The 19614-nt window shown below is 65.9% G+C and carries 17 protein-coding genes; 12 read left to right on the top strand and 5 right to left on the bottom strand.

Features of this window, described 5'->3' with window-relative positions; translation table 11 throughout:
- The first annotated feature begins 72 nt into the window (after window positions 1–72).
- From pdxT to AC1DRE_RS02440, 9 genes are all read left to right on the top strand, one after another.
- Window positions 73–783, top strand: coding sequence for a pyridoxal 5'-phosphate synthase glutaminase subunit PdxT (gene pdxT / locus AC1DRE_RS02480; protein WP_476983179.1), 711 nt, complete (start codon window positions 73–75; stop codon window positions 781–783).
- A gap of 4 nt (window positions 784–787) precedes the next feature.
- The gene (locus AC1DRE_RS02475; RefSeq protein ID WP_476983178.1) at window positions 788–1543 is read left to right on the top strand and encodes a YebC/PmpR family DNA-binding transcriptional regulator; all 756 of its coding nucleotides are present in this window, start codon (window positions 788–790) and stop codon (window positions 1541–1543) included.
- A 34-nt stretch (window positions 1544–1577) separates the two neighbouring features.
- Window positions 1578–2165 carry a crossover junction endodeoxyribonuclease RuvC gene (gene ruvC, locus AC1DRE_RS02470; protein WP_476983177.1) on the top strand — a complete coding sequence of 196 codons (588 nt, stop codon included), beginning with the start codon at window positions 1578–1580 and terminating at the stop codon, window positions 2163–2165.
- Window positions 2166–2245: 80 nt separating this feature from the next.
- Window positions 2246–2890, top strand: coding sequence for a Holliday junction branch migration protein RuvA (gene ruvA, locus AC1DRE_RS02465; protein WP_104173025.1), 645 nt, complete (start codon window positions 2246–2248; stop codon window positions 2888–2890).
- Window positions 2883–3971, top strand: coding sequence for a Holliday junction branch migration DNA helicase RuvB (gene ruvB / locus AC1DRE_RS02460; protein ID WP_476983176.1), 1089 nt, complete (start codon window positions 2883–2885; stop codon window positions 3969–3971). Before ruvA ends, ruvB begins: the two co-directional genes overlap by 8 nt.
- Window positions 3972–4199: 228 nt before the next feature.
- Window positions 4200–4610 carry a preprotein translocase subunit YajC gene (yajC, locus tag AC1DRE_RS02455; RefSeq protein WP_476983334.1) on the top strand — a complete coding sequence of 137 codons (411 nt, stop codon included), beginning with the start codon at window positions 4200–4202 and terminating at the stop codon, window positions 4608–4610.
- A 114-nt stretch (window positions 4611–4724) separates the two neighbouring features.
- Window positions 4725–6482, top strand: a complete 1758-nt coding sequence (gene secD, locus AC1DRE_RS02450) for a protein translocase subunit SecD (RefSeq protein WP_476983175.1) — start codon at window positions 4725–4727, stop codon at window positions 6480–6482.
- The gene (secF, locus tag AC1DRE_RS02445) at window positions 6483–7505 is read left to right on the top strand and encodes a protein translocase subunit SecF (RefSeq protein ID WP_104173022.1); all 1023 of its coding nucleotides are present in this window, start codon (window positions 6483–6485) and stop codon (window positions 7503–7505) included.
- Between the two features lie 133 nt (window positions 7506–7638).
- Window positions 7639–10032, top strand: coding sequence for a RelA/SpoT family protein (locus AC1DRE_RS02440; RefSeq protein WP_476983174.1), 2394 nt, complete (start codon window positions 7639–7641; stop codon window positions 10030–10032).
- An 11-nt stretch (window positions 10033–10043) separates the two neighbouring features.
- On the opposite strand, the gene AC1DRE_RS02435 is transcribed toward AC1DRE_RS02440, so the two are convergent.
- The 3 genes from AC1DRE_RS02435 to AC1DRE_RS02425 form a co-directional block, all read right to left on the bottom strand.
- Window positions 10044–10658: a hypothetical protein gene (locus AC1DRE_RS02435; protein ID WP_476983173.1), complete on the bottom strand. Its 615-nt coding sequence runs from the start codon at window positions 10656–10658 to the stop codon at window positions 10044–10046.
- A gap of 94 nt (window positions 10659–10752) precedes the next feature.
- Entirely contained in the window at window positions 10753–12465 is a 1713-nt protein-coding gene (locus AC1DRE_RS02430) for a DUF349 domain-containing protein (RefSeq protein WP_476983172.1), read from the bottom strand.
- A 63-nt stretch (window positions 12466–12528) separates the two neighbouring features.
- Complete coding sequence (locus AC1DRE_RS02425) at window positions 12529–13329, bottom strand: peptidylprolyl isomerase (protein WP_476983171.1); 801 nt, start codon at window positions 13327–13329, stop codon at window positions 12529–12531.
- Window positions 13330–13583: 254 nt separating this feature from the next.
- On the opposite strand from AC1DRE_RS02425, the gene hisS reads away from it, so the two are divergent.
- Window positions 13584–14930 carry a histidine--tRNA ligase gene (gene hisS, locus AC1DRE_RS02420; RefSeq protein ID WP_476983170.1) on the top strand — a complete coding sequence of 449 codons (1347 nt, stop codon included), beginning with the start codon at window positions 13584–13586 and terminating at the stop codon, window positions 14928–14930.
- Here the strand turns inward: hisS and AC1DRE_RS02415 are convergent.
- Complete coding sequence (locus AC1DRE_RS02415; protein WP_476983169.1) at window positions 14920–16176, bottom strand: APC family permease; 1257 nt, start codon at window positions 16174–16176, stop codon at window positions 14920–14922. The two genes, hisS and AC1DRE_RS02415, sit on opposite strands and share 11 nt — an antisense overlap.
- 99 nt (window positions 16177–16275) lie before the next feature.
- On the opposite strand from AC1DRE_RS02415, the gene aspS reads away from it, so the two are divergent.
- Both aspS and AC1DRE_RS02405 read left to right on the top strand, forming a co-directional pair.
- Window positions 16276–18081, top strand: a complete 1806-nt coding sequence (gene aspS, locus AC1DRE_RS02410; RefSeq protein WP_476983168.1) for an aspartate--tRNA ligase — start codon at window positions 16276–16278, stop codon at window positions 18079–18081.
- Between the two features lie 79 nt (window positions 18082–18160).
- Window positions 18161–18952: a GNAT family N-acetyltransferase gene (locus AC1DRE_RS02405; RefSeq protein WP_476983167.1), complete on the top strand. Its 792-nt coding sequence runs from the start codon at window positions 18161–18163 to the stop codon at window positions 18950–18952.
- Here AC1DRE_RS02405 and AC1DRE_RS02400 read toward each other — a convergent pair.
- Complete coding sequence (locus AC1DRE_RS02400; RefSeq protein ID WP_476983166.1) at window positions 18949–19596, bottom strand: acVLRF1 family peptidyl-tRNA hydrolase; 648 nt, start codon at window positions 19594–19596, stop codon at window positions 18949–18951. The genes AC1DRE_RS02405 and AC1DRE_RS02400 overlap by 4 nt on opposite strands.
- Window positions 19597–19614: the final 18 nt, after the last annotated feature.

Genomic DNA, 19614 nt, shown 5'->3' with positions numbered 1-19614 from the left:
GCCGAGGCATGGAACCCGGCCGGCAGGGCCGTTCCGGCACTCCTCCGGTACGGGGAGCACTATGCTGTTTGGATGACCAACCCCCCTTCCACGGACTATTCCCGCGCGGGTACGGGCCTGCGAATCGGTGTCCTGGCGCTCCAGGGTGACTTCCGGGAGCATCTGCGCGCCGCTGAAGCGACCGGCGCCACGGCCATCGGCATCCGGCGCCCGTCCGAACTTGACGGCATCGACGGCCTGATCATTCCCGGCGGTGAATCCACCACCATCGACAAGCTCGCACGGGCCTTCGAGCTCGCGGACCCGCTGCGCAAGCTCATCGCCGGCGGGCTGCCCGTGTACGGCTCCTGCGCTGGCATGATCCTGCTCGCCGACGAGATCGCTGACCCGGCCACGGACCTGGCAGGCAACCCGCAGCAGACGTTCGGCGGACTGGACATCACCGTCCGCCGGAACGCCTTCGGCCGGCAGCGGGAATCCTTCGAGACCGATCTTGATTTCAAGGGACTCGGCTTCAGCGACACCGGTTCCGGTGTGGCCCCGGTCCACGCGGTCTTCATCCGCGGCCCCTGGGTGGAGCGTGTGGGCGATGGTGTGGAGGTCCTGGCGCAGGTGGAGCCTGCGGACCCGGAACACGCCTCCCATGCCGCCGCGCTGCAGGGGACGGCTAGAATTGTTGCAGTGCGTTCAGGCCAGCTGCTGGCCACCTCCTTCCACCCGGAAGTGACGGGGGAGAAGCGCGTGCACGAACTGTTTATTCGAATGATCAGAGGAGAAGCGTAAAAGCATGTCAGGCCACTCCAAATGGGCGACGACCAAGCACAAGAAGGCCATCCTTGATAGCCGCCGGGCAAAGTCGTTCGCCAAACTGATCAAGAACATCGAAGTCGCGGCCCGGATGGGCGGCCCGGACCTGGCCGGCAACCCCAGCCTGGAACTCGCTGTTACCAAGGCCAAAAAGACCTCGGTCCCCGCCGACAACATCGACCGTGCCATCAAGCGCGGCGCAGGCCTCACCGGCGAAGTCGTGGACTACACCGAGATCATGTACGAATGCCGCGGGCCGCAGGGCTCCGCGCTGCTGATCGAATGCCTCACGGACAACAAGAACCGTGCAGCTTCCGAGGTCCGGCTCGCCATTTCCCGCAACGGCGGCACCATTGCCGATCCCGGTTCCGTCAGCTACCTCTTTTCCCGCAAGGGAGTTGTAACCCTCCCCAAGAACGGGTTGAGCGAGGACGACGTCCTGATGGCCGTGCTCGACGCCGGCGCTGAAGAGGTCAAGGACAACGGCGACACCTTCGAAATCCACTCGGAGCCGACCGACCTTCAGGCCGTCCGCGATGCGCTCAAGGAAGCCGGGATCGAATACGACACCGACGAAGCCGAATTCGTCCCCTCCATGGAGGTTCCGCTCGACCTGGACGCTGCCAAGAAGTTCATGAAGCTGGTGGACGCCCTGGAAGACCTCGACGACGTCCAGAACGTTTACAGCAACGCGGACCTCAGCGACGAAGTGCAGGCCGCACTGGAAGCCGAGTGATCCGGCAACCCTGCAGTGACTTTGAGGCCCGGCCTTGACCCTCCGAGTATTGGGAGTCGACCCGGGCCTCACCCGTTGCGGCATCGGCGTCGTGGACGTCGAAAAGAACCGGCGCGCCACCATGGTGGCCGTCGGTGTGGTGGGCACGTCACCGGATGAGGGCCTGGACCAGCGCCTGCTCCTCATCGCCACGTCCATCGATGACTGGCTGGACCGGTATGAACCCGACGTCCTCGCCGTGGAGCGGGTGTTCTCGCAGCTGAACGTCAGCACTGTGATGGGCGTTGCGCAGGCGTCCGGCGTGGTGATTGCCGCCGCTGCCCGGCGCGGGATACCGGTGGCCCTGCACACGCCGTCGGAAGTCAAGGCCGCCGTCACGGGCAGCGGAACTTCCAACAAAGAAGCCGTGACGAAGCTCGTCACGAAGATCCTCCGCCTGGATGCCCCTCCGCGTCCGGCGGACGCTGCCGATGCCCTCGCGCTGGCCATCACCCATGCCTGGCGGGCAGGCGGCGGTACTTCCAACAAGGGCGCAACCACCACCGGCCCCGGCAGCCTGTCGCTCACCCCGGCCCAGCGGGCGTGGGCCGAAGCGGAGGCGAAGGCGCGCCGTGCGCGGTGAATGACCGGGCTCCTTGCTAGGGTATTCGTAGATATGTTCGGATAGCCGGTTTATCCCGGCTGTATTTCAGGAGCCCGGCTTTGATCAGTTTTCTCCGCGGAACCGTAGCGCACGTCGGGTTGTCCTCCGCCGTGATCGACCTCAACGGCGCCGGCATGAGCGTGAACGCCACACCCCAGACCCTCAGCGGCCTGCGCGTCGGCTTTGAGGGCAAGCTCTTCACCTCCCTGATAGTGCGGGAGGATTCGCTGACCCTGTTCGGATTTTCCAGCGATGACGAACGCGAGGTTTTCGATATCCTGCTCAGCGTCAGCGGCGTGGGCCCCCGCCTTGCACTCGCCGTGCTGGCCGTCCATGATCCCGAGGCGATCCGGGTTGCGGCGCACACCGGGGATGGCAAGGCCTTCACCAAAGTCCCCGGCATCGGCCCCAAAGTCGCAGGCAGGATTGTCCTGGAGCTCGCCGGGAAACTGGTGCCGCACGGGACCGGTTCGGCGGCGGCGCCCGCAGCATCGGCTCCGGCCCCGTGGAAGCCGCAGGTGGTGGCGGCCATGACCAGCCTCGGCTGGTCCGAAAAGGACGCCTCATCCAGCATCGACAAAGCACTCTCGGATTCCCCCGAACTGGAAGCGGACGGCCAGGTGGCCGAAATTCTCCGGGCCACGCTGCGCTGGCTCGGCCAGGACGGCGCTCGTGCGGGCAACAGGGTAGGCAGCCGTGGCTGAACCCACCCTGGTTGGCGGGGGAGAGGAGCCGGAGGAACGCGTCATCGAGGCGGCCCTCCGTCCCAAGAACCTGCACGACTTCGTGGGCCAGCACCGTGTCCGCAAACAATTGTCGCTGGTGCTGGAAGCGTCGCGGATGCGCGGGCGCAGTGCGGACCACGTCCTGCTCTCGGGGCCGCCCGGCCTCGGCAAGACCACCCTGTCCATGATCATCGCGGCCGAGATGAATGCACCGCTGCGGATCAGCAGCGGCCCGGCCATCCAGCACGCCGGCGACCTTGCCGCCATCCTTTCCTCGCTGTCGGAAGGGGAAGTCCTCTTCCTTGACGAGATCCACCGCATGTCCCGGCCCGCCGAGGAAATGCTGTACATGGCCATGGAGGACTTCCGCGTGGACATCGTGGTGGGGAAAGGCGCCGGTGCCACCGCGATTCCGCTCGAACTGCCCCCGTTCACGCTTGTGGGCGCCACCACCCGCGCCGGCCTCCTCCCCGGCCCGCTCCGGGACAGGTTCGGCTTCACGGGCCACCTGGAGTTCTACTCCGTTGAGGAACTGGAACTGGTCCTGAGGCGTTCGGCCGGTCTGCTGGACCTCAAGGTCAACTCGGCCGGGTTCAGCGAAATCGCCGGCCGTTCCAGGGGCACGCCCCGCATTGCCAACCGCCTGCTCCGCCGTGTCCGCGACTGGGCGCTGGTCCACGGCATCGAACAAATAGATGCGCGGGCGGCTTCGGCCGCACTGGACATGTATGAGGTGGACAAGAGGGGGCTGGACCGGCTGGACCGCGCCGTCCTCGAGGCCCTGATCACCAAGTTCGGCGGCGGGCCGGTGGGGCTTTCCACCCTGGCCATTGCCGTGGGCGAGGAACCCGAAACCGTGGAAACCGTTGCCGAGCCCTACCTTGTCCGTGAGGGGCTCCTGGGGCGGACACCCCGCGGCCGGATCGCCATGGCTTCGGCCTGGACCCACCTTGGCTATGCGGTTCCGGACGGGGTGTTCGGCCAGGAGACGCTGGCCCTGTTCGAACCGGAAGACCTCAGCGGGGAGCCGGTGGCGGAGTGGCTCCCGAACAGCCAATAGCAGCGTCGGGCCTACTTTCCCTTTAGACTGGGATGAACGCTCGGCACGTTCGGGTCTTTGTTTCTGTGGGCGGCTCCGGCCGCCGTTGGCTGGGGGTTTTCTGCCAGGTGGGCCGAAACGAAGCCGACGTTGCTGTAAATCAGCTATGTAAGTACAGAACGGAAACTTCCTGTGTTCGGACACATTACTGCCCAGGCCCAGCCGCAGGCCGGCGGCGGCATCGACATCATGACCATCCTGCTCTTCGTGATGCTCGGACTCTTCATCTTCATGATGTTCCGCCGCAACAAGAAGACCAAGGACCAGCAAGCAACGCTGCAGTCCCAGTTCGCCCCCGGGGTTGAGGTCATGACCAGCTTCGGTCTTTTTGGCCGCATCGTCTCCATCGATGAGGACGAGAACAAGGTCCTCCTTGAACTTTCCCCCGGCAACCTCGCCACCGTGCACCGCCAGGCCGTCACCAAGATCGTCGAGCCGGCCGTTGCTCCCGAAGAGCCCACTGTCGTTCCGGACGACGCCTCTTCCCTGACCGCGCAGGACGAGACCCCGGCTGACGCTGTCAACCGTTCCGAGGCCGTTAATGAGACGCCGGAAGAATCCCTGAAGCGCCTCAATGACGAAGGCAAGAAAGACAGCTAGTCCGGCGTACCCGCCAAGTCCCGCTAAGTAGAATTAATTACGGCCGCGGGCTGCCGCCGGTGTGTGAGCCCAGCTCACCCCGGCGGCTCCTCCGTAAACAATAGAAAGATCACAATGGCACGTACTGGCCCCAAAAACTCAGCACTCAGGGTGTTGGTCTGGCTCGGCGTTATCCTCGCCGTCATGACTGCCGTGCTCGCCGGCGGCACCATCGCCGGCCACGCCAGCTGGGCACCCAAGCTTGCGCTTGACCTGGAAGGCGGAACCCAGATGATCCTGGCGCCCAAGGTTGAGGGCGGCTCGGACATCAACGAGGACCAGCTCAACCAGGCCGTTGCGATCATCCGCCAGCGCGTGGACGGCTCGGGCGTCGCGGAAGCCGAGATCAGCACGCAGTCCGGCCGCAACGTGGTGGTGAGCCTTCCCGGTACTCCCTCCAAGGAGACCCGCGCCCTTATTCAGGCCTCGGCCGACATGAACTTCCGGCCCGTGCTTCAGGCCGGTGCCGGTGCAGCGGTTCCCACCGAATCCCTGACGCCGGACGACAAGCTGCCCAAGCCGACAGCAGAGCCGACCAACAGCAGCGACATCAACTGGGTCACGGCAGAGGTGTACAAGAAGTTTGAGACCCTGGACTGCGACAACCCCTCGCAGGACAAGCAGGAGCGCTCGGACCCGGCCAAGCCGCTGGTGACATGCGAGCCGGCAACGGAGAAGTCCCCGGCCATCAAGTACATTCTGGGTCCGGTTGAAGTCAAGGGCTCCAACATCAAGTCCTCCTCCTTCCAGCTGCAGCAGGGTGCACAGGGCGCTGTCACCAACGAGTGGGCCGTCAACATCCAGTTCGACGAGCAGGGCACCGCCAAGTTCAAGGAAGTCACCGAACGGCTGTACCAGTTCTTCGTTGCCGCAGGCGGCGAATCAGGCTCCGATCCAAAGGCCCAGTTCGCCATTGTCCTCGATGACCAGGTCATCTCGGCCCCGCGGTCGCTCGCGGTCATCACTGACGGCCGTCCGCAGATCACGGGTGGGTTCACCGAGGCGTCCGCCAAGGCCCTGTCCGACCAGCTGCGTTTCGGCGCCCTTCCCATCAGCTTCGACATCCAGAGCGAACAGCAGATTTCAGCAACACTGGGCGGCGAGCAGCTCAAGATGGGTCTGCTCGCAGGCGTGATCGGCCTGCTCCTGGTGGTGGTCTACTCCCTCTTCCAATACCGGGCGCTGGGCTTTGTCACCATCTTCTCCCTCGTGGTTGCCGGTGCCCTGACCTACCTCGCCATTGCGATCCTGGGCTGGACCGAAAACTACCGCCTGTCACTGGCCGGTGTGGCCGGCCTCATCGTGGCCATCGGCCAGACTGCAGACTCGTTCATCGTCTACTTCGAACGAATCCGTGATGAACTCCGGGAAGGCCGCGGGCTCGTCTCCGCCGTGGAAAACGGCTGGAAGCGCGCCAAGCGCACTGTCCTGGCGTCCAAGGCAGTCAACCTGCTGGCAGCACTGGTGCTCTACTTCGTCGCCGTGGGCAACGTCCGGGGCTTCGCGTTCACGCTTGGCCTGACCGCCATCGCCGACCTCATCGTCGTGTTCATGTTCACCCACCCGACGCTGCAGCTCCTTGCCCGCACCAAGTTCTTCGGCGAGGGCCACAGGTTCTCCGGCCTTGACCCGAAGCGCCTCGGCGCCGTGCCCCTGTACCGCGGCGCGGGCAGGCTCCGCACACCGGATGAGAAGCCGGCCGTGGTGCGTGCCAAGAACACCGGTGCAGCTGCTGAAGCTGAGCGCCGGATGACCATTGCGGAACGCCGCCTGGCGGAAAAGCAGGAGCAGCTTGCCGGTTCCTCCAAGAGCACGTCCAAGGAGGGCAAGTAAATGACCACGAATTTTGCCACTTTCGGTAATGAGCTTTACACGGGCAAGCGCTCGTACAACTTCGTCTCATCCAAGAAGATCTGGTTCCTGATCGCCGCCGTCGCCGTGGCGCTGTCCATTCTCCTGCCGGTGGCCAAGGGCGGATTCAACCTTGGCATCGAGTTCCGGGGCGGGTCCGAGTTCACGGTTTCCAACGTGAAGACCACGGATGCGGCGGTCGGCGAGAAGGCCGTCAAGGACGTCGTGGAGGGCAGCATTCCGCGTGTGGCCAATGTTGCCGGTACCACCATGCGGATCCAGACGGACAAGCTGACGGACGACGAGACGCTCCGGATCAAGGAAGGCCTCACCACCGCCTACGGTGTCACGGACAACGAGGTGACGTCCACGTTCGTCGGGCCCACCTGGGGTGCGGACGTCACCAAGCAGGCGCTGCTGGGCCTGGTGATCTTTGTGGTTATCGCGGCATTCCTGATGGCCCTGTACTTCCGGACGTGGAAGATGTCGCTGTCGGCCCTAGTCGGCATGCTGGTGACCATGTTCGTCACTGCCGGCGTTTACGCCCTCAGCGACTTCGAAGTCACGCCGTCGGCCATTATCGGCTTCCTGACGGTGCTCAGCTACTCGCTGTACGACACCGTGGTGGTCTTCGACAAGATCCGCGAAAACACGGCGGACATCGATGCCTCGACGCGCCGCACCTTTGCGGAGGAGGTCAACCTTGCCGTCAACCAGACGCTGGTCCGTTCCATCAACACCATGATGGTGGCCATCCTCCCCGTGGGTGCCATCCTGTTCATCGGAGCCGGGCTCCTCGGCGCCGGTACGCTGCGGGACCTTTCGCTGGCCCTCTTCGTCGGCATCCTGATCGGCACCGCGGCGACCATCTTCATCGCGGCCCCGCTGTACGCCTGGCTGCGGCAGGGTGAACCCCCGCTGGTCAAGCAGGCCGAGCGGGTTGAACGCCGCCGTGGCGAGGCTGCTGCGAAGGCAGCGGCTGCGCCGGAGACTGCCCCGGCCTGAGCTGTGCGTCCCTGAAGGGCCGGGCGCCGTCATCCGTGACGGCGTCCGGCCCTTCGCATATGCGGTCCGGTTACAGAAGTCCCCTGCCACGGGAATAGACTGGGATAATTAACGGGTCGTGAGGGGTGCTTCATTGGAAGAACGTTCGACGTCGGCGCCAACGGCCGACGGTGGTGAGGGTCCGGGCCAGGGTCCGCAGGCCGGTTTGGTTGCGTCCGGGCGCCCTGACGCGGGCGTGCCCGTTGACAGTTCCGGGTTCCGCCCCACCTTCCCCGGACGCCGCGAACGCACCAGATCCAGGCTCGCCCGGCTGACGGGCCGCGGAACGGCCACGTATTCTCCCATTCTCGAACCGTTGCTGCGCACTGTCCGGGCGAACAATCCCAAAGAGGATTTCGACCTCATCCAGCGTGCCTTTGTCGTCGCCGAGCAGAGCCACCGGGGACAGAAACGCAAGAGCGGCGATCCCTACATCACGCACCCGGTCGCTGTCGCCACCATTCTGGCCGAACTGGGACTGAGCGGCACCACGCTGGCGGCCGCGCTGCTGCATGACACCGTCGAGGATACGCCCTACACGCTGGCTGACCTCAAGCGGGATTTCGGCCCCGAGGTCGCCATGCTGGTGGACGGCGTCACCAAGCTGGACAAGGTGAGTTTCGGCGAAGCCGCACAGTCGGAAACCGTCCGCAAGATGGTCGTCGCGATGGCCAAGGACATCCGGGTGCTGATGATCAAGCTGGCGGACAGGCTGCACAATGCCCGCACCTGGCGTTTCGTCTCGGCGGAGTCCTCGGCCCGCAAAGCACGCGAAACCCTGGAAATCTTCGCGCCGCTCGCGCACCGGCTCGGTATGAACACCATCAAGTGGGAACTCGAAGACCTTTCCTTTGCGGCGCTGTACCCGAAGGTGTACGAGGAAATCGTCCGCATGGTGGGGGACCGGACCCCGGAGCGTGAAAAGAGCCTCAGCGTCATCCGGAACCAGATCACCGACGATCTCCGGACGGCCAAGATCAAGGCCACCATCACGGGACGCCCCAAGCATTACTACTCGATCTACCAGAAGATGATCGTCCGCGACAAGGACTTCGACGACATCAACGACCTCATGGGTGTCCGTGTCCTGGTGGACTCCGTCCGTGACTGCTACGCAGCCCTGGGCACGCTGCATTCGCGCTGGAACCCGCTTCCGGGCCGGTTCAAGGACTACATCGCGATGCCCAAATTCAACATGTACCAGTCCCTGCACACCACCGTCATCGGGCCGGGCGGCAAGCCGGTTGAGATTCAGATCCGCACACATGAAATGCACCGCCGCGCGGAGTACGGCGTCGCGGCGCACTGGAAGTACAAGGACCAGCCAAACAGGACGGCCGCAGGTCCCGGGAGCCCCCGCGACGGCGACATGGGCTGGCTGCGGTCCCTCGTTGACTGGCAGCAGGAAACATCCGACCCGGGGGAATTCCTGGACTCCCTGCGGTTCGAAATCAACGCCCGGGAAGTGTTCGTCTTCACTCCAAAGGGCGAGGTTATGGCACTGCCGGCCGGGTCCACTCCGGTGGACTTCGCCTACGCGGTCCACACGGAAGTGGGCCACCGGACCATCGGCGCCAGGGTCAACGGCAAGCTGGTTCCGCTCAACAGCGAACTGAACCATGGCGACTGGGTGGAGATCTTCACCTCCAAGGCGGAGGGCGCCGGGCCCAGCCAGGACTGGCAGCACTTCGTCAAGAGCGCCCGCGCCCGCAACAAGATCAGGCAGTGGTTCAGCAAGGAGCGCCGCGAAGAGGCCATTGACCGCGGCAAGGAACTCCTGACGAAGGCGATGCGCAAGCAGAACCTTCCCCTGCAGCGCCTCATGACCCATGACGCCCTCGCTGAAGTAGCTGAGCATTTCAAATACGTTGACATCTCGGGCCTTTACGCCGGAGTCGGTGACGGGCACACGTCCGCGCAGTCCGTTATGGAACGGCTGGTGGATACCCTCGGCGGCAATGAGGGCCCCGAGGATGACCTGACAGAGATCAGCATCCCCACGCAGGTCAGCAAGACGAAGTACTCCGACTCCGGCGTGATTGTCCGCGGCGTGGGGGACGTGTGGGTCAAGCTGGCCCGCTGCTGCACGCCCGTTCCCCCGGATCCCATCCTGGGTTTTGTCACCAGGGGTTCCGGAGTGTCGGTGCACCGCACGGACTGTACGAACGTCTCGGACCTTAAGGACCAGCCGGACCGCATCGTGGATGTGGACTGGGCGCCCACCCAGTCCAGCGTCTTCCTCGTGGAGATCCAAGTGGAGGCACTGGACCGCAAGTCGTTGCTGTCCGACGTCACCCGGATCCTGTCCGAAAACCACGTCAACATCCTGGCCGCCAGTGTGCACACCTCGACTGACCGGGTGGCTATCTCGAAGTTCGCGTTCGAGATGGGCGATCCCAAGTATCTGAGCCACGTGCTCAGCGCTGTGCGTCGCATCGATGGCGTGTTCGACGTGTACCGGACCACCGGAAACCGGCGGCGCGGCTAACCGCCGGGCTGCTAACCGGGTTCGGGATGCAGGGCCGACAGTATTTCCAGCGCGGCCTTTTTGTACGGAACCCGGGGAGTGGCTTCGACGGCCAGGGTGAGCAGCCGCAGCCTGACGTCCAGCTCCGGACTTGCCAGCATCTTGCGCAGGGCCGGCAACGCCCGCTCAGCGTCCACGTGCAGTGCGATGTCCAGCGCCGTCCGCAGCGGACTGGAAACCATCAGCCCGCCGAGGCTGACAACGTCGAACGGGCCGAGCCTGACCTCGTGCAGGGTGCAGCCCCTGGTGGATCTCAAGCTGGAGACGCGCCGGGTGGCATCCACCAGCAGTGCCAAACGGTCCGGTTCCGCAGCGCACCCGTAGATCCACGCCGCCGTCATCCGGCCTGCCACGACGCGCTGCCGGATTCCCGGCGGGACAGCGAATGAGGCCGCGCGTGCCCGTAGCTGCGGGGTGGTGGCTGTGCCGGGCAGCATGTACCCGCGTTGATAGAGCTGGCTCAGGACACCGTCGGCGGCCATGGCCTGCAGCTCGGGCCACGAGAACACGGCACCGGGCGAATACAGCTCAACAGACCCGGCGTCTGCGCTTCCGATACTTGCGGGGACTGGGGACGAGGTAGCCATTCAGCCATCTTTTCCTGCAGCCCCAAACGCGTACAGGCCCCGTTCCGGATATGTGGATAACCGGAACGGGGCCTGTGCTTGCCTGCCTGGGTGGCTAGGACAGTTCGCTGGCTGAGCGGGAGATCTGGTCCAGCCATGCCTGGCGTGCCTCGAGGGCCTCCTGGGCGGCCTTGATCTTGCGCTGGTCGCCGGCCTTCTCTGCCTTGACGAGGTCATCCTTAAGCCCGGCGATGGCTGCTTCCAGCTGCGACAGGGCGCTGTTGGTCCGCGCCTTGGTCTCCGGGTTGGACCGCTTCCAGTTCTCATCCTCGGCGTGGCGGACGGCGTCCTCCACCTTCCGAAGGCCGGCTTCGATCCGGCCCATGTCCGCACGGGGAACCTTGCCGGCTTCCTCCCAGCGGTCACGGATGGACTGGAGGGCCTTCTTGGCGGCGGCCAGGTCCTTGATGGGCAGCAGGGCGTTGGCCTCGACCAGTAGGGCTTCCTTCACGGTCAGGTTTGCGCCGTACTCCTGGTCGATCTCGTCGTTGGCTGCCTGGCGCGAGGTGAAGAAGACATCCTGGGCGGCACGGAACCGGGCCCACAGTGCGTCGTCGTCCTTGCGGCTGGCGCGCGGTGAGGCCTTCCATTCGTCCATCAGCCGGCGGTATTCGCCGGCGGCGAAGCCCCAGTCGGTGGAGGAGGAGAGTGCCTCGGCTTCGGTGATCAGCTTTTCCTTGGCAGCCTTGGCTGCGGAATTGTTGCTGTCCAGCTGCGAGAAGTACGCCCGGCGGTGGCGGTCGAAGACCGTCCGTGCTGCCCTGAACCGCTTCCAGAGGGCGTCCTCGTTGCTGCGGCCCAGGCGGACGCCGTTCTTCTGCGCTGTCTTCCAGCTTTCGAAGAGCTCGTTCATGCGGGCGCTGGAGGTCTTCCACTGGATCTGCGCAGGATCGTGTCCGGAAATTTCTTCCGCTTCCGCCACGATTGCTTCGCGGGTGGCCAGCTCGGCGGCACGCACGGCGTCGTGTTCGGCCTTTTCGGCCTTCTCGAGATCCGTGATCTGGGTGGACAGCGTGTCGAGACGGGCTTCGGCCGCGCGGAGGTCACCGACCATGTTCCGTTCGGCCAGCTGCTCGCGCAGGTGCGTCACGGTCTTCTGCATGTCGGTCGTGGGCGCCTTGGAGCTCACGCGCTGTTCCAGGAGAACAATCTGGGCCACCACGTCGTCGTACTTCCGGGCAAAGTAACCCAGCGCTTCGTCGTCGCTGACGCCCGGGTACTGGCCCACGGGGTGTTCGGCGCCGTCGATGGTCAGGAAGACATGTCCGTCCCCTTCGACCCGGCCCCAGCGTGCAGCCTCCGCCAGCGATACCGCCGAAGACACGGGAGCGGGGACCGGAGCCACGGGAGAAGAAGCAGCCTTGGGCCTCGCCGCAAATGCGGCCGGCGACGGGGCCGGGCGCGGTGCAGGACGCGGTGCAGCGGCGGGAACTTCCTCGGCCGAAGCCTCTTCCGCGGCGGGCGCTTCAGCCGCAGCCTCTTCGGCGGCCGGTGCTTCCTCAGACGCAGCCTCGTCGGCGGGCGGTACTTCCTCAGCCGTAGCCTCAGCGGCCGGCGCCTCCTCCGCTTCGGGTGCCTCGGTGGGAGCATCGCCAGCCGCCGGAGCCTCCGTTTCGGGGCTTTCCTGGGCTGTTGACTGTGCGTCTGCCGTGGCCTCGGCCGCTGCGTCGTTGCCGGCCGCCTGCGCGCCGTCAACCACCTGTGCCTCGGTCCCGGCCTCGTCGGCAGCTGCTGTTACTGTTTCGTCGGATTTCTGACTGTCTGTCACCGCTAAAAGTCTTTCGCTTGGAGGGAAATACCTGCACCCGCCGCGTGGAGGCCGGGGGCTGGGTTACTTCAGAGAGAACGAGTCTATCGTGACTGGTTCCGCAGGAGCGCCGTCTGTTGCGCTTCCGCCCGTCTTAATACCGGCGGCCGCGATGTTCGTTACCACGTCAAGTCCGGACGTCACCTTGCCCACGATCGTGTACCCGCCGGCCGCGTCAGCCGGAATGACCGTGTCTTTGTACACGATGAAGAACTGGGTGCCGTTACCGTAGGCGTTGCCGCTGGTGCGCGCCACAGCAATGGATCCGGCCGGATATTTGTTGTCTGCCGGAGTATTTTCCAGCGGTCCCCAGGTGTAGGACGGGTCGCCCTGGGCATCACCCGTCTTGGAGCCGCATTGCAGCACTCCAAAGGTTTCGCCCGTGGTCAGCCGGTGGCAGTTGATTCCGTTGTAGTAATTCTCGTCTGCCAGCGATTTGAAGACCGCGGCCGCTTGGGGAGCCTTGGTTCCGTCCAGCTCAACGCCCAGCGCGCCGCTGTTCAACTTAAGCTCACCGGTGAACACCTTGCCTGCCGCTGTCTCCGGTTTCGGTATGTTCGCGGCGTTGGTGGCCGGCGTTGTCGGCGTTGCCGACGGACTGGTCAGCCCGGCCTGTGCAGCAGCGTACTCGTCTTCGGTCGGGTTGCTGGCAAAGACGGTGAGTTGGAGGACGACTGCGAGCACCAGTGCCGCGGCACCTGCGCCTGCAGCGAGGAGATTGTCGCGTTTGCGGCGCCTCTCCTGCTGCCGCCGCAGCTCGCGTTTCGCTTCCATTTGCAGGATGCGCCGCTTTGCTTCGCGGGCGCTCCGTGAACTGGCCGCCAAAAGTCCTCCTGGTTGTCGGGCCGGCCCGCCGAACGGGCCAAGGGCGACGTCCGGTGTCCGGCAGCAAGCGGCAGACGATGCTTCGGCCAGCTCCATTAGAGTTGCTGGCGCCGAAAGCATAAACTGACTGCCGCACATAGTTTATGCATGACTGGCTGGACTCCCGCCTTTACCGCCGCTTTTTGATCACATGGCGGAATCGGATGACCGCGCAGCGGACTCCAGCCTTCTGTTACCTGAGGAGAAAATCCACCATGGCACGCACCGCCTCCCTGTCCGGATTCCCCGAGTGGCTTCCCGAGGAGCGGCTGGTGGAGCTGCATGTGCTGGACACGCTGCGGCGCGTCTTTGAGCTGCACGGTTTCTCCTCGATCGAAACCCGCGCAGTGGAAACCGTGGGTCAGCTGCTCCGCAAGGGTGAGATCGACAAGGAAGTGTACGGACTCAGCCGCCTGCAGGAGGACGAAGGCGAAGAATCCAAGGCTGCCAAGGGCGACCACCACTCCCTGGCCCTGCACTTTGACCTGACCGTGCCGTTCGCCCGCTACGTGGTGGAGAACGCCGGCTACCTCGCGTTTCCGTTCCGCCGTTACCAGATACAGAAGGTGTGGCGCGGTGAACGTCCGCAGGAGGGCCGCGCCCGCGAGTTCACCCAGGCGGACATCGACATCGTCGGCGACGGCGATCTGCCGTTCCGTTACGACGTCGAAATCGCGCTGGTGATCGCCGAAGCATTGAGCGCCCTGCCCATTCCCGACTTCCGCCTGCGCATCAACAACCGCAAACTTGCGGAAGGGTTCTACCGCGGAATCGGCCTGACCGACACCGCCGGGGTGCTGCGGAGCATCGACAAGCTCGAGAAGATCGGCCCTGCAAAGGTGGCCGAGCTGCTCAAGACGGAACTGGGGGCCACCGAGGAACAGGCGCAGGCCGCACTGAGCCTTGCCGGCATCCGCACGGAGGATACGTCGTTCGTGGAAAAGGTCCGCGCCCTGGGCGTCAAGGACGAGCTGCTGGAGGAAGGCCTGAACGAGCTCGAGCAGGTCATTGCGGCCGCCGTGCAGCGTGCTCCGGGCAAGGTTGTGGCGGACCTCAGCATCGCCCGTGGCCTGGACTACTACACCGGAACCGTGGTGGAAACCGTCCTGGTGGGCCACGAACAGCTCGGCTCCATTTGTTCCGGCGGTCGCTACGACGCGCTGGCGAGCAAGGGCAACCGCAAATTCCCGGGCGTCGGCCTATCCATCGGCGTCACCCGTCTCGTCTCCAGGATCCTGAGCCAGGACCTGGCCCAGGCAACCCGCTCGGTGCCAACGGCTGTGCTGGTCGCCTTGAACAACGACGGCAGTTGGGGCGCTGCCCAGGACGTCGCGGCACAGCTGCGTGGCAGGGGGATATCCACCGAAGTTGCTGCCAAGGCAGAAAAATTCGGCAAGCAGATCAAGTTCGCCGACCGCCGGGGTATCCCGTTCGTCTGGTTCACGGACGACGACGGCAAACACCAGGTCAAGGACATCCGTTCAGGCGAGCAGACGGACGCCGATCCGGCGACCTGGACGCCCACGGACGAGGACCTGCACGTCCGCATCCTTAAGTCCTAGGCGGCTGCTTCCGTAGCCGCAGCACCAGGAACCGGCCGGCAACTCCGGCGGCCAGCACGGCCGCCATGCCCGCCACGGAGGCCAACGGCAACGTGACGGCAAGAATCAGGCAACCAACGAAACCCGCCGCGTTCAGCCACCGGGGCGCGGTGCGGGGCCGTTCGGCCAGGGTGAAGGCGGCGGCATTCGTGACCGTGTAGTAGATCAGCACGCCGAAGCTCGAGAAACCCACAACGGTCAGCACATCCGCCGTCAGGAGCAGCACGATCACGGCTGCTGCTACCGAAAGCTCCGCGACGAACGGGACCGTATGCTGCCCGCCCACCCGGGCCAGGGCAGAGGGCAGGTCCCGCTCCCTCGCCATTGCCAACGCAGTACGGCCCACCCCGGTGATCAGTGCCAGCAGCGCGCCCAGGCAGGCCGCGGCTGCCCCTGCCTGCACCACCGGGGCGCCTGCGGCCAGTGCGGAGGACGTGACGGCGTCGAGCAGGGGCGACAGCGATTCCGCCAGCCGCCCCGGGGACAGGTGCCAGAGCAGCAGCACGGCGAGTGCCAGATAGATCGTGAACGCTGCGGCCAGCGCGGCCAGGATGGCCCGCGGAATGGTGCGGGCGGGATCCTTGACCTCCTCGCCCAGCGTGGCGATCCGGGCGTAGCCGGCGAAGGCGAAGAACATCAGGCCGGCGGCCGGGAGAATCCCCCAGGCGCTGCCCGCGCCTGCGACGGGACCGGCCGGTTCCGGATGCGGCCCCGCAATGCCCGCAACCGTCACAAACACCAGGGTGCCAAGGACGATGGCGAGCAGGATCCTTGTCAACAGGGCGGTGCGGGTGATGCCCATCAGATTGACCGCCGTGAGGACCACGACGGCGGCGACGGCCAGCGGCGTGGCGAGGCCCGGTGCCACATAATGGCCGAAGGTCAGGGCCATGGCCGCGCACGACGCCGTCTTTCCCGTGACAAATCCCCAGCCGGCGATGAAGCCCGGCCATTCGCCGAGCTGTTTGCGGCCGTAGACATAGGTCCCGCCGCTGGCCGGGTACTTGGCGGCCAGCTGGGCCGAGGCCACAGCGTTGCAGTAGGCGATGGCGCCTGCGACCAGGACCGAGACAATCATCAGCGGGCCGGCCAGTGCGGTGGCGGGGGAGAAGACGACGAACACGCCGGCGCCAAGCATGGAGCCGAGTCCGATGGCGGTGGCGTCAAACACGCCGAGCCGACGCTGAAGCCGTTGATGGGTCTGCATGGCGGAAGTGAAGCCTTTCCAACGGGTAAACTCGAACGGGGCTGTTCCCGCAACGGTCCCATTCAACATCATCTCTGTCTTCCTTCTGAAAGGTAAGCTGTGCTGCGCACACATGACCTCGGATCCCTTCGCTCCGAGCACATTGGACAAACCGTTACCCTGGCCGGCTGGGTGGGCCGGCGTCGTGATCACGGTGGTGTGGCATTCGTTGACCTGCGCGATGCCTCAGGCGTCGCCCAGGTGGTAGTCCGCGAAGAAGAGGTCTTCCACGGGCTCCGCAACGAGTACGTGCTCCAGATCATCGGTACGGTTTCCCAGCGCCCCGAGGGCAACGAAAACCCGGCACTGGCCACCGGTGAGATCGAGGTCATTGCCGAGAAGGTGACCATCCTCAACACCTCCGATCCGCTGCCGTTCCAGATCGACGAGCACGTCGAGGTGGGCGAGGAAGCACGCCTGAAGCACCGCTACCTGGACCTGCGCCGCCCCGGCCCCGCCCGCAACCTGCGCCTGCGTTCGGAGGCGAACCGTGTGGCACGCGAGCTGCTCCACCAGGACGGCTTCGTTGAGATCGAGACCCCCACGCTGACGCGTTCGACACCGGAAGGCGCCCGTGACTTCGTGGTCCCCGCACGCCTCGCGCCGGGTTCCTGGTACGCCCTGCCGCAGTCCCCGCAGCTCTTCAAGCAGCTCCTTCAGGTAGGCGGCTTCGAGAAGTACTACCAGATCGCCCGCTGCTATCGCGATGAGGATTTCCGCGCCGACCGCCAGCCGGAATTCACCCAGCTGGACATCGAAGCGAGCTTCGTGGAGCAGGATGACATCATTTCGCTCGGCGAAAGCATCGTCAAAGCCCTGTGGCAGCTGATCGACGTCGAAATCCCGACGCCCATCCAGCGCATCACCTACGCCGACGCCATGGCGCGCTACGGCTCGGACAAGCCGGACCTCCGCTTCGGCCAGGAACTGACCGAACTCACGGAATTCTTCAAGGACACCAACTTCGGCGTGTTCAAGGCACCCTACGTCGGTGCCGTCGTCATGCCGGGCGGTGCATCGCAGGCACGCCGTGCGCTGGACGCCTGGCAGGAATGGGCCAAGCAGCGCGGCGCCAAGGGTCTCGCGTACGTGCTCTACAAGGAGGACGGCGAACTGGCCGGACCCGTGGCCAAAAACCTCACCGACACCGAGCGCGCCGGCCTGGCTGACGCCGTCGGCGCCAAGCCCGGGGACTGCATCTTCTTCGCCGCCGGCGAGAAGACCCCCTCCCGTGCACTCCTCGGTGCCGCCCGTGTCGAAATCGGACACCGCACCGGCCTGATCAACCCCTCCGACTGGGCATTCTGCTGGGTTGTGGATGCCCCGATGTTCGAGCCTGCCGCCGCGGCAGTGGCCTCGGGCGACGTGGCCGTTGGTGCCGGCCAGTGGACTGCCGTCCACCACGCCTTCACCTCGCCCAAGCCCGAGTTCATGGACTCCTTCGACCAGGACCCGGAATCGGCCTTGTCGTACGCCTACGACATTGTCTGCAACGGCAACGAAATCGGCGGCGGCTCCATCCGTATCCACGAGCGTGACGTGCAGGAACGCGTCTTCGAACTCATGGGCCTGGACAAGGCAGACGCCGAGACGAAGTTCGGCTTCCTCCTGGAGGGCTTCAAGTTCGGTGCTCCGCCGCACGGCGGCATCGCCTTCGGCTGGGACCGCGTTGTAGCCCTGCTGGCCGGCGTGGAGTCAATCCGCGACGTCATCGCGTTCCCGAAGTCCGGCGGCGGCTACGACCCGCTGACGGCAGCTCCGGCGCCGATCACGGCGCAGCAGCGCAAGGAGGCCGGCGTCGACTTCAAGCCTGAGGCCAAGAAGGCGGAACAGGCCCCCAAGAAGGATGACGACGCAGCCAAGTAGAGTGAGCTGACCGTCAGCAAAGGCTCCCCGGGAAACCGGGGAGCCTTTGCTGTCCCCCTAGCCGTCAAAAAGGAGGCCGATGGCACGGCAGACGACCCCCGCCCTGGAGGCATTGATGGACGCCGCCTGGCCCGCTCCCGACCGGGAGGAATCCGGCGGGTGGGTTCTTCGCGCCGCCGGCGGCGTGACCCAGCGTGCAAATTCCATCTGGCCACGCTCGGAGCCGGAGGGAACCCCGCACCAACGGCTGGCCCTGCTCCGGGATGCGCGCGCCTGGTACCGCAACCGCCGGCTGCCCGTGATCTTCCAGGTCTTCGACGATGCCCGCAGCGCCGCGCTGAATGCGGTCCTCGATGAAGAAGGCTTCACCCGCCAGTCTGAGACCCTGATCCTCGTGCGAAGTGCCGGCGGGGATGCGGCGGCACCTGACGCCGGCGTCGAACTCTCGGCACAGCCGACGGAGGAGTGGCTGCGGCTTTGGTGGAGCGTCGACGGCCGCGGTGACGGGGAATCCCTCGCCACTGCCCGCGGAATCCTCGAAGGCTGCCGGTCGCTGTACGCCCTGGTGAGGGACGACGACGGCGTGCCCGCCGCCGTCGGACGCCTTGCTCTTCCTCCGTGCCGGGCGGACAGCAGCGGCGGCCTGTACTGCATGGCGACCCGTCCGGATGCCCGGCGCCGCGGCTATGCCACGCGGGTGCTCCGGTCGCTGCTTGGGGCAGGGGCGACCCAAGGGCTGGACGGCTACTGGCTCCTGGTGACAGCGGCCAATCCCGGCGCGAGGGAACTGTATGCCCGGGCCGGCTTCCGGGAAGCCGGCCGCTACCTTTACCGGCAGGAGCGGCCGAAGCGGCACCTCACGGGCTGCTAGGCCGGCGGGTCGGTCACCAGGATGCGCACCGAACACAGGTCTGCGGCCGCCCGCTTGAGCACCGTGGCACGCGGATCCGGAACGTCCAGGAACGGCAGCCGCGTCAGCGCCGTGTAGCGTTTCAGGACGGGCTCGGCGAGAACCTGCTCCGCCAGGGTGCGGTCGCCGCCAGGCGCCAGGTACTCGATCCGGTGGCCGCCGAAGATCCGGCCGGCGTGCTCTGCCACGGCCTCGACGAGGGCATCGGCCTGGTTGGCTCGCCGCCGGGCGAAACGCTGCTGGGACCAGCCGCCGGCCGCGGTCCTGGACTGGACATGGCGTGTGCCCGTCTTGGATGCCAGGGCGGCGCCGTCGCGGACCACCGCCACGGAATAGCCGCCGCGGCGGACCAGTACCAGCCCCAATGTGCGGGACTGCGCTGCCAGCGACGCGAGCCGCGACACCGCGTCGGTTCCTGTCCCGGGCCGGCCGTCCGCCGGCCAGGGGGCCTGCAGCAGCGCCACGGCGCCGTCGGCAGCGGACAGTTGCAGGCCGCCGTCGGGCTCTTCCTCAGTGAGGGTGCCGTGGCTTGCGGCGAAGCGTTCCACCCACCCCGGCAGGCGGGTACCGGAGACAAACGCCACGCGGGACTCTGGGGTGGGCATCGCGTGATCTCCGTTGTC

Source organism: Arthrobacter sp. P4_H3 (assembly GCF_056400885.1).
This window is presented reverse-complemented; position numbering and strand designations above follow the sequence as displayed.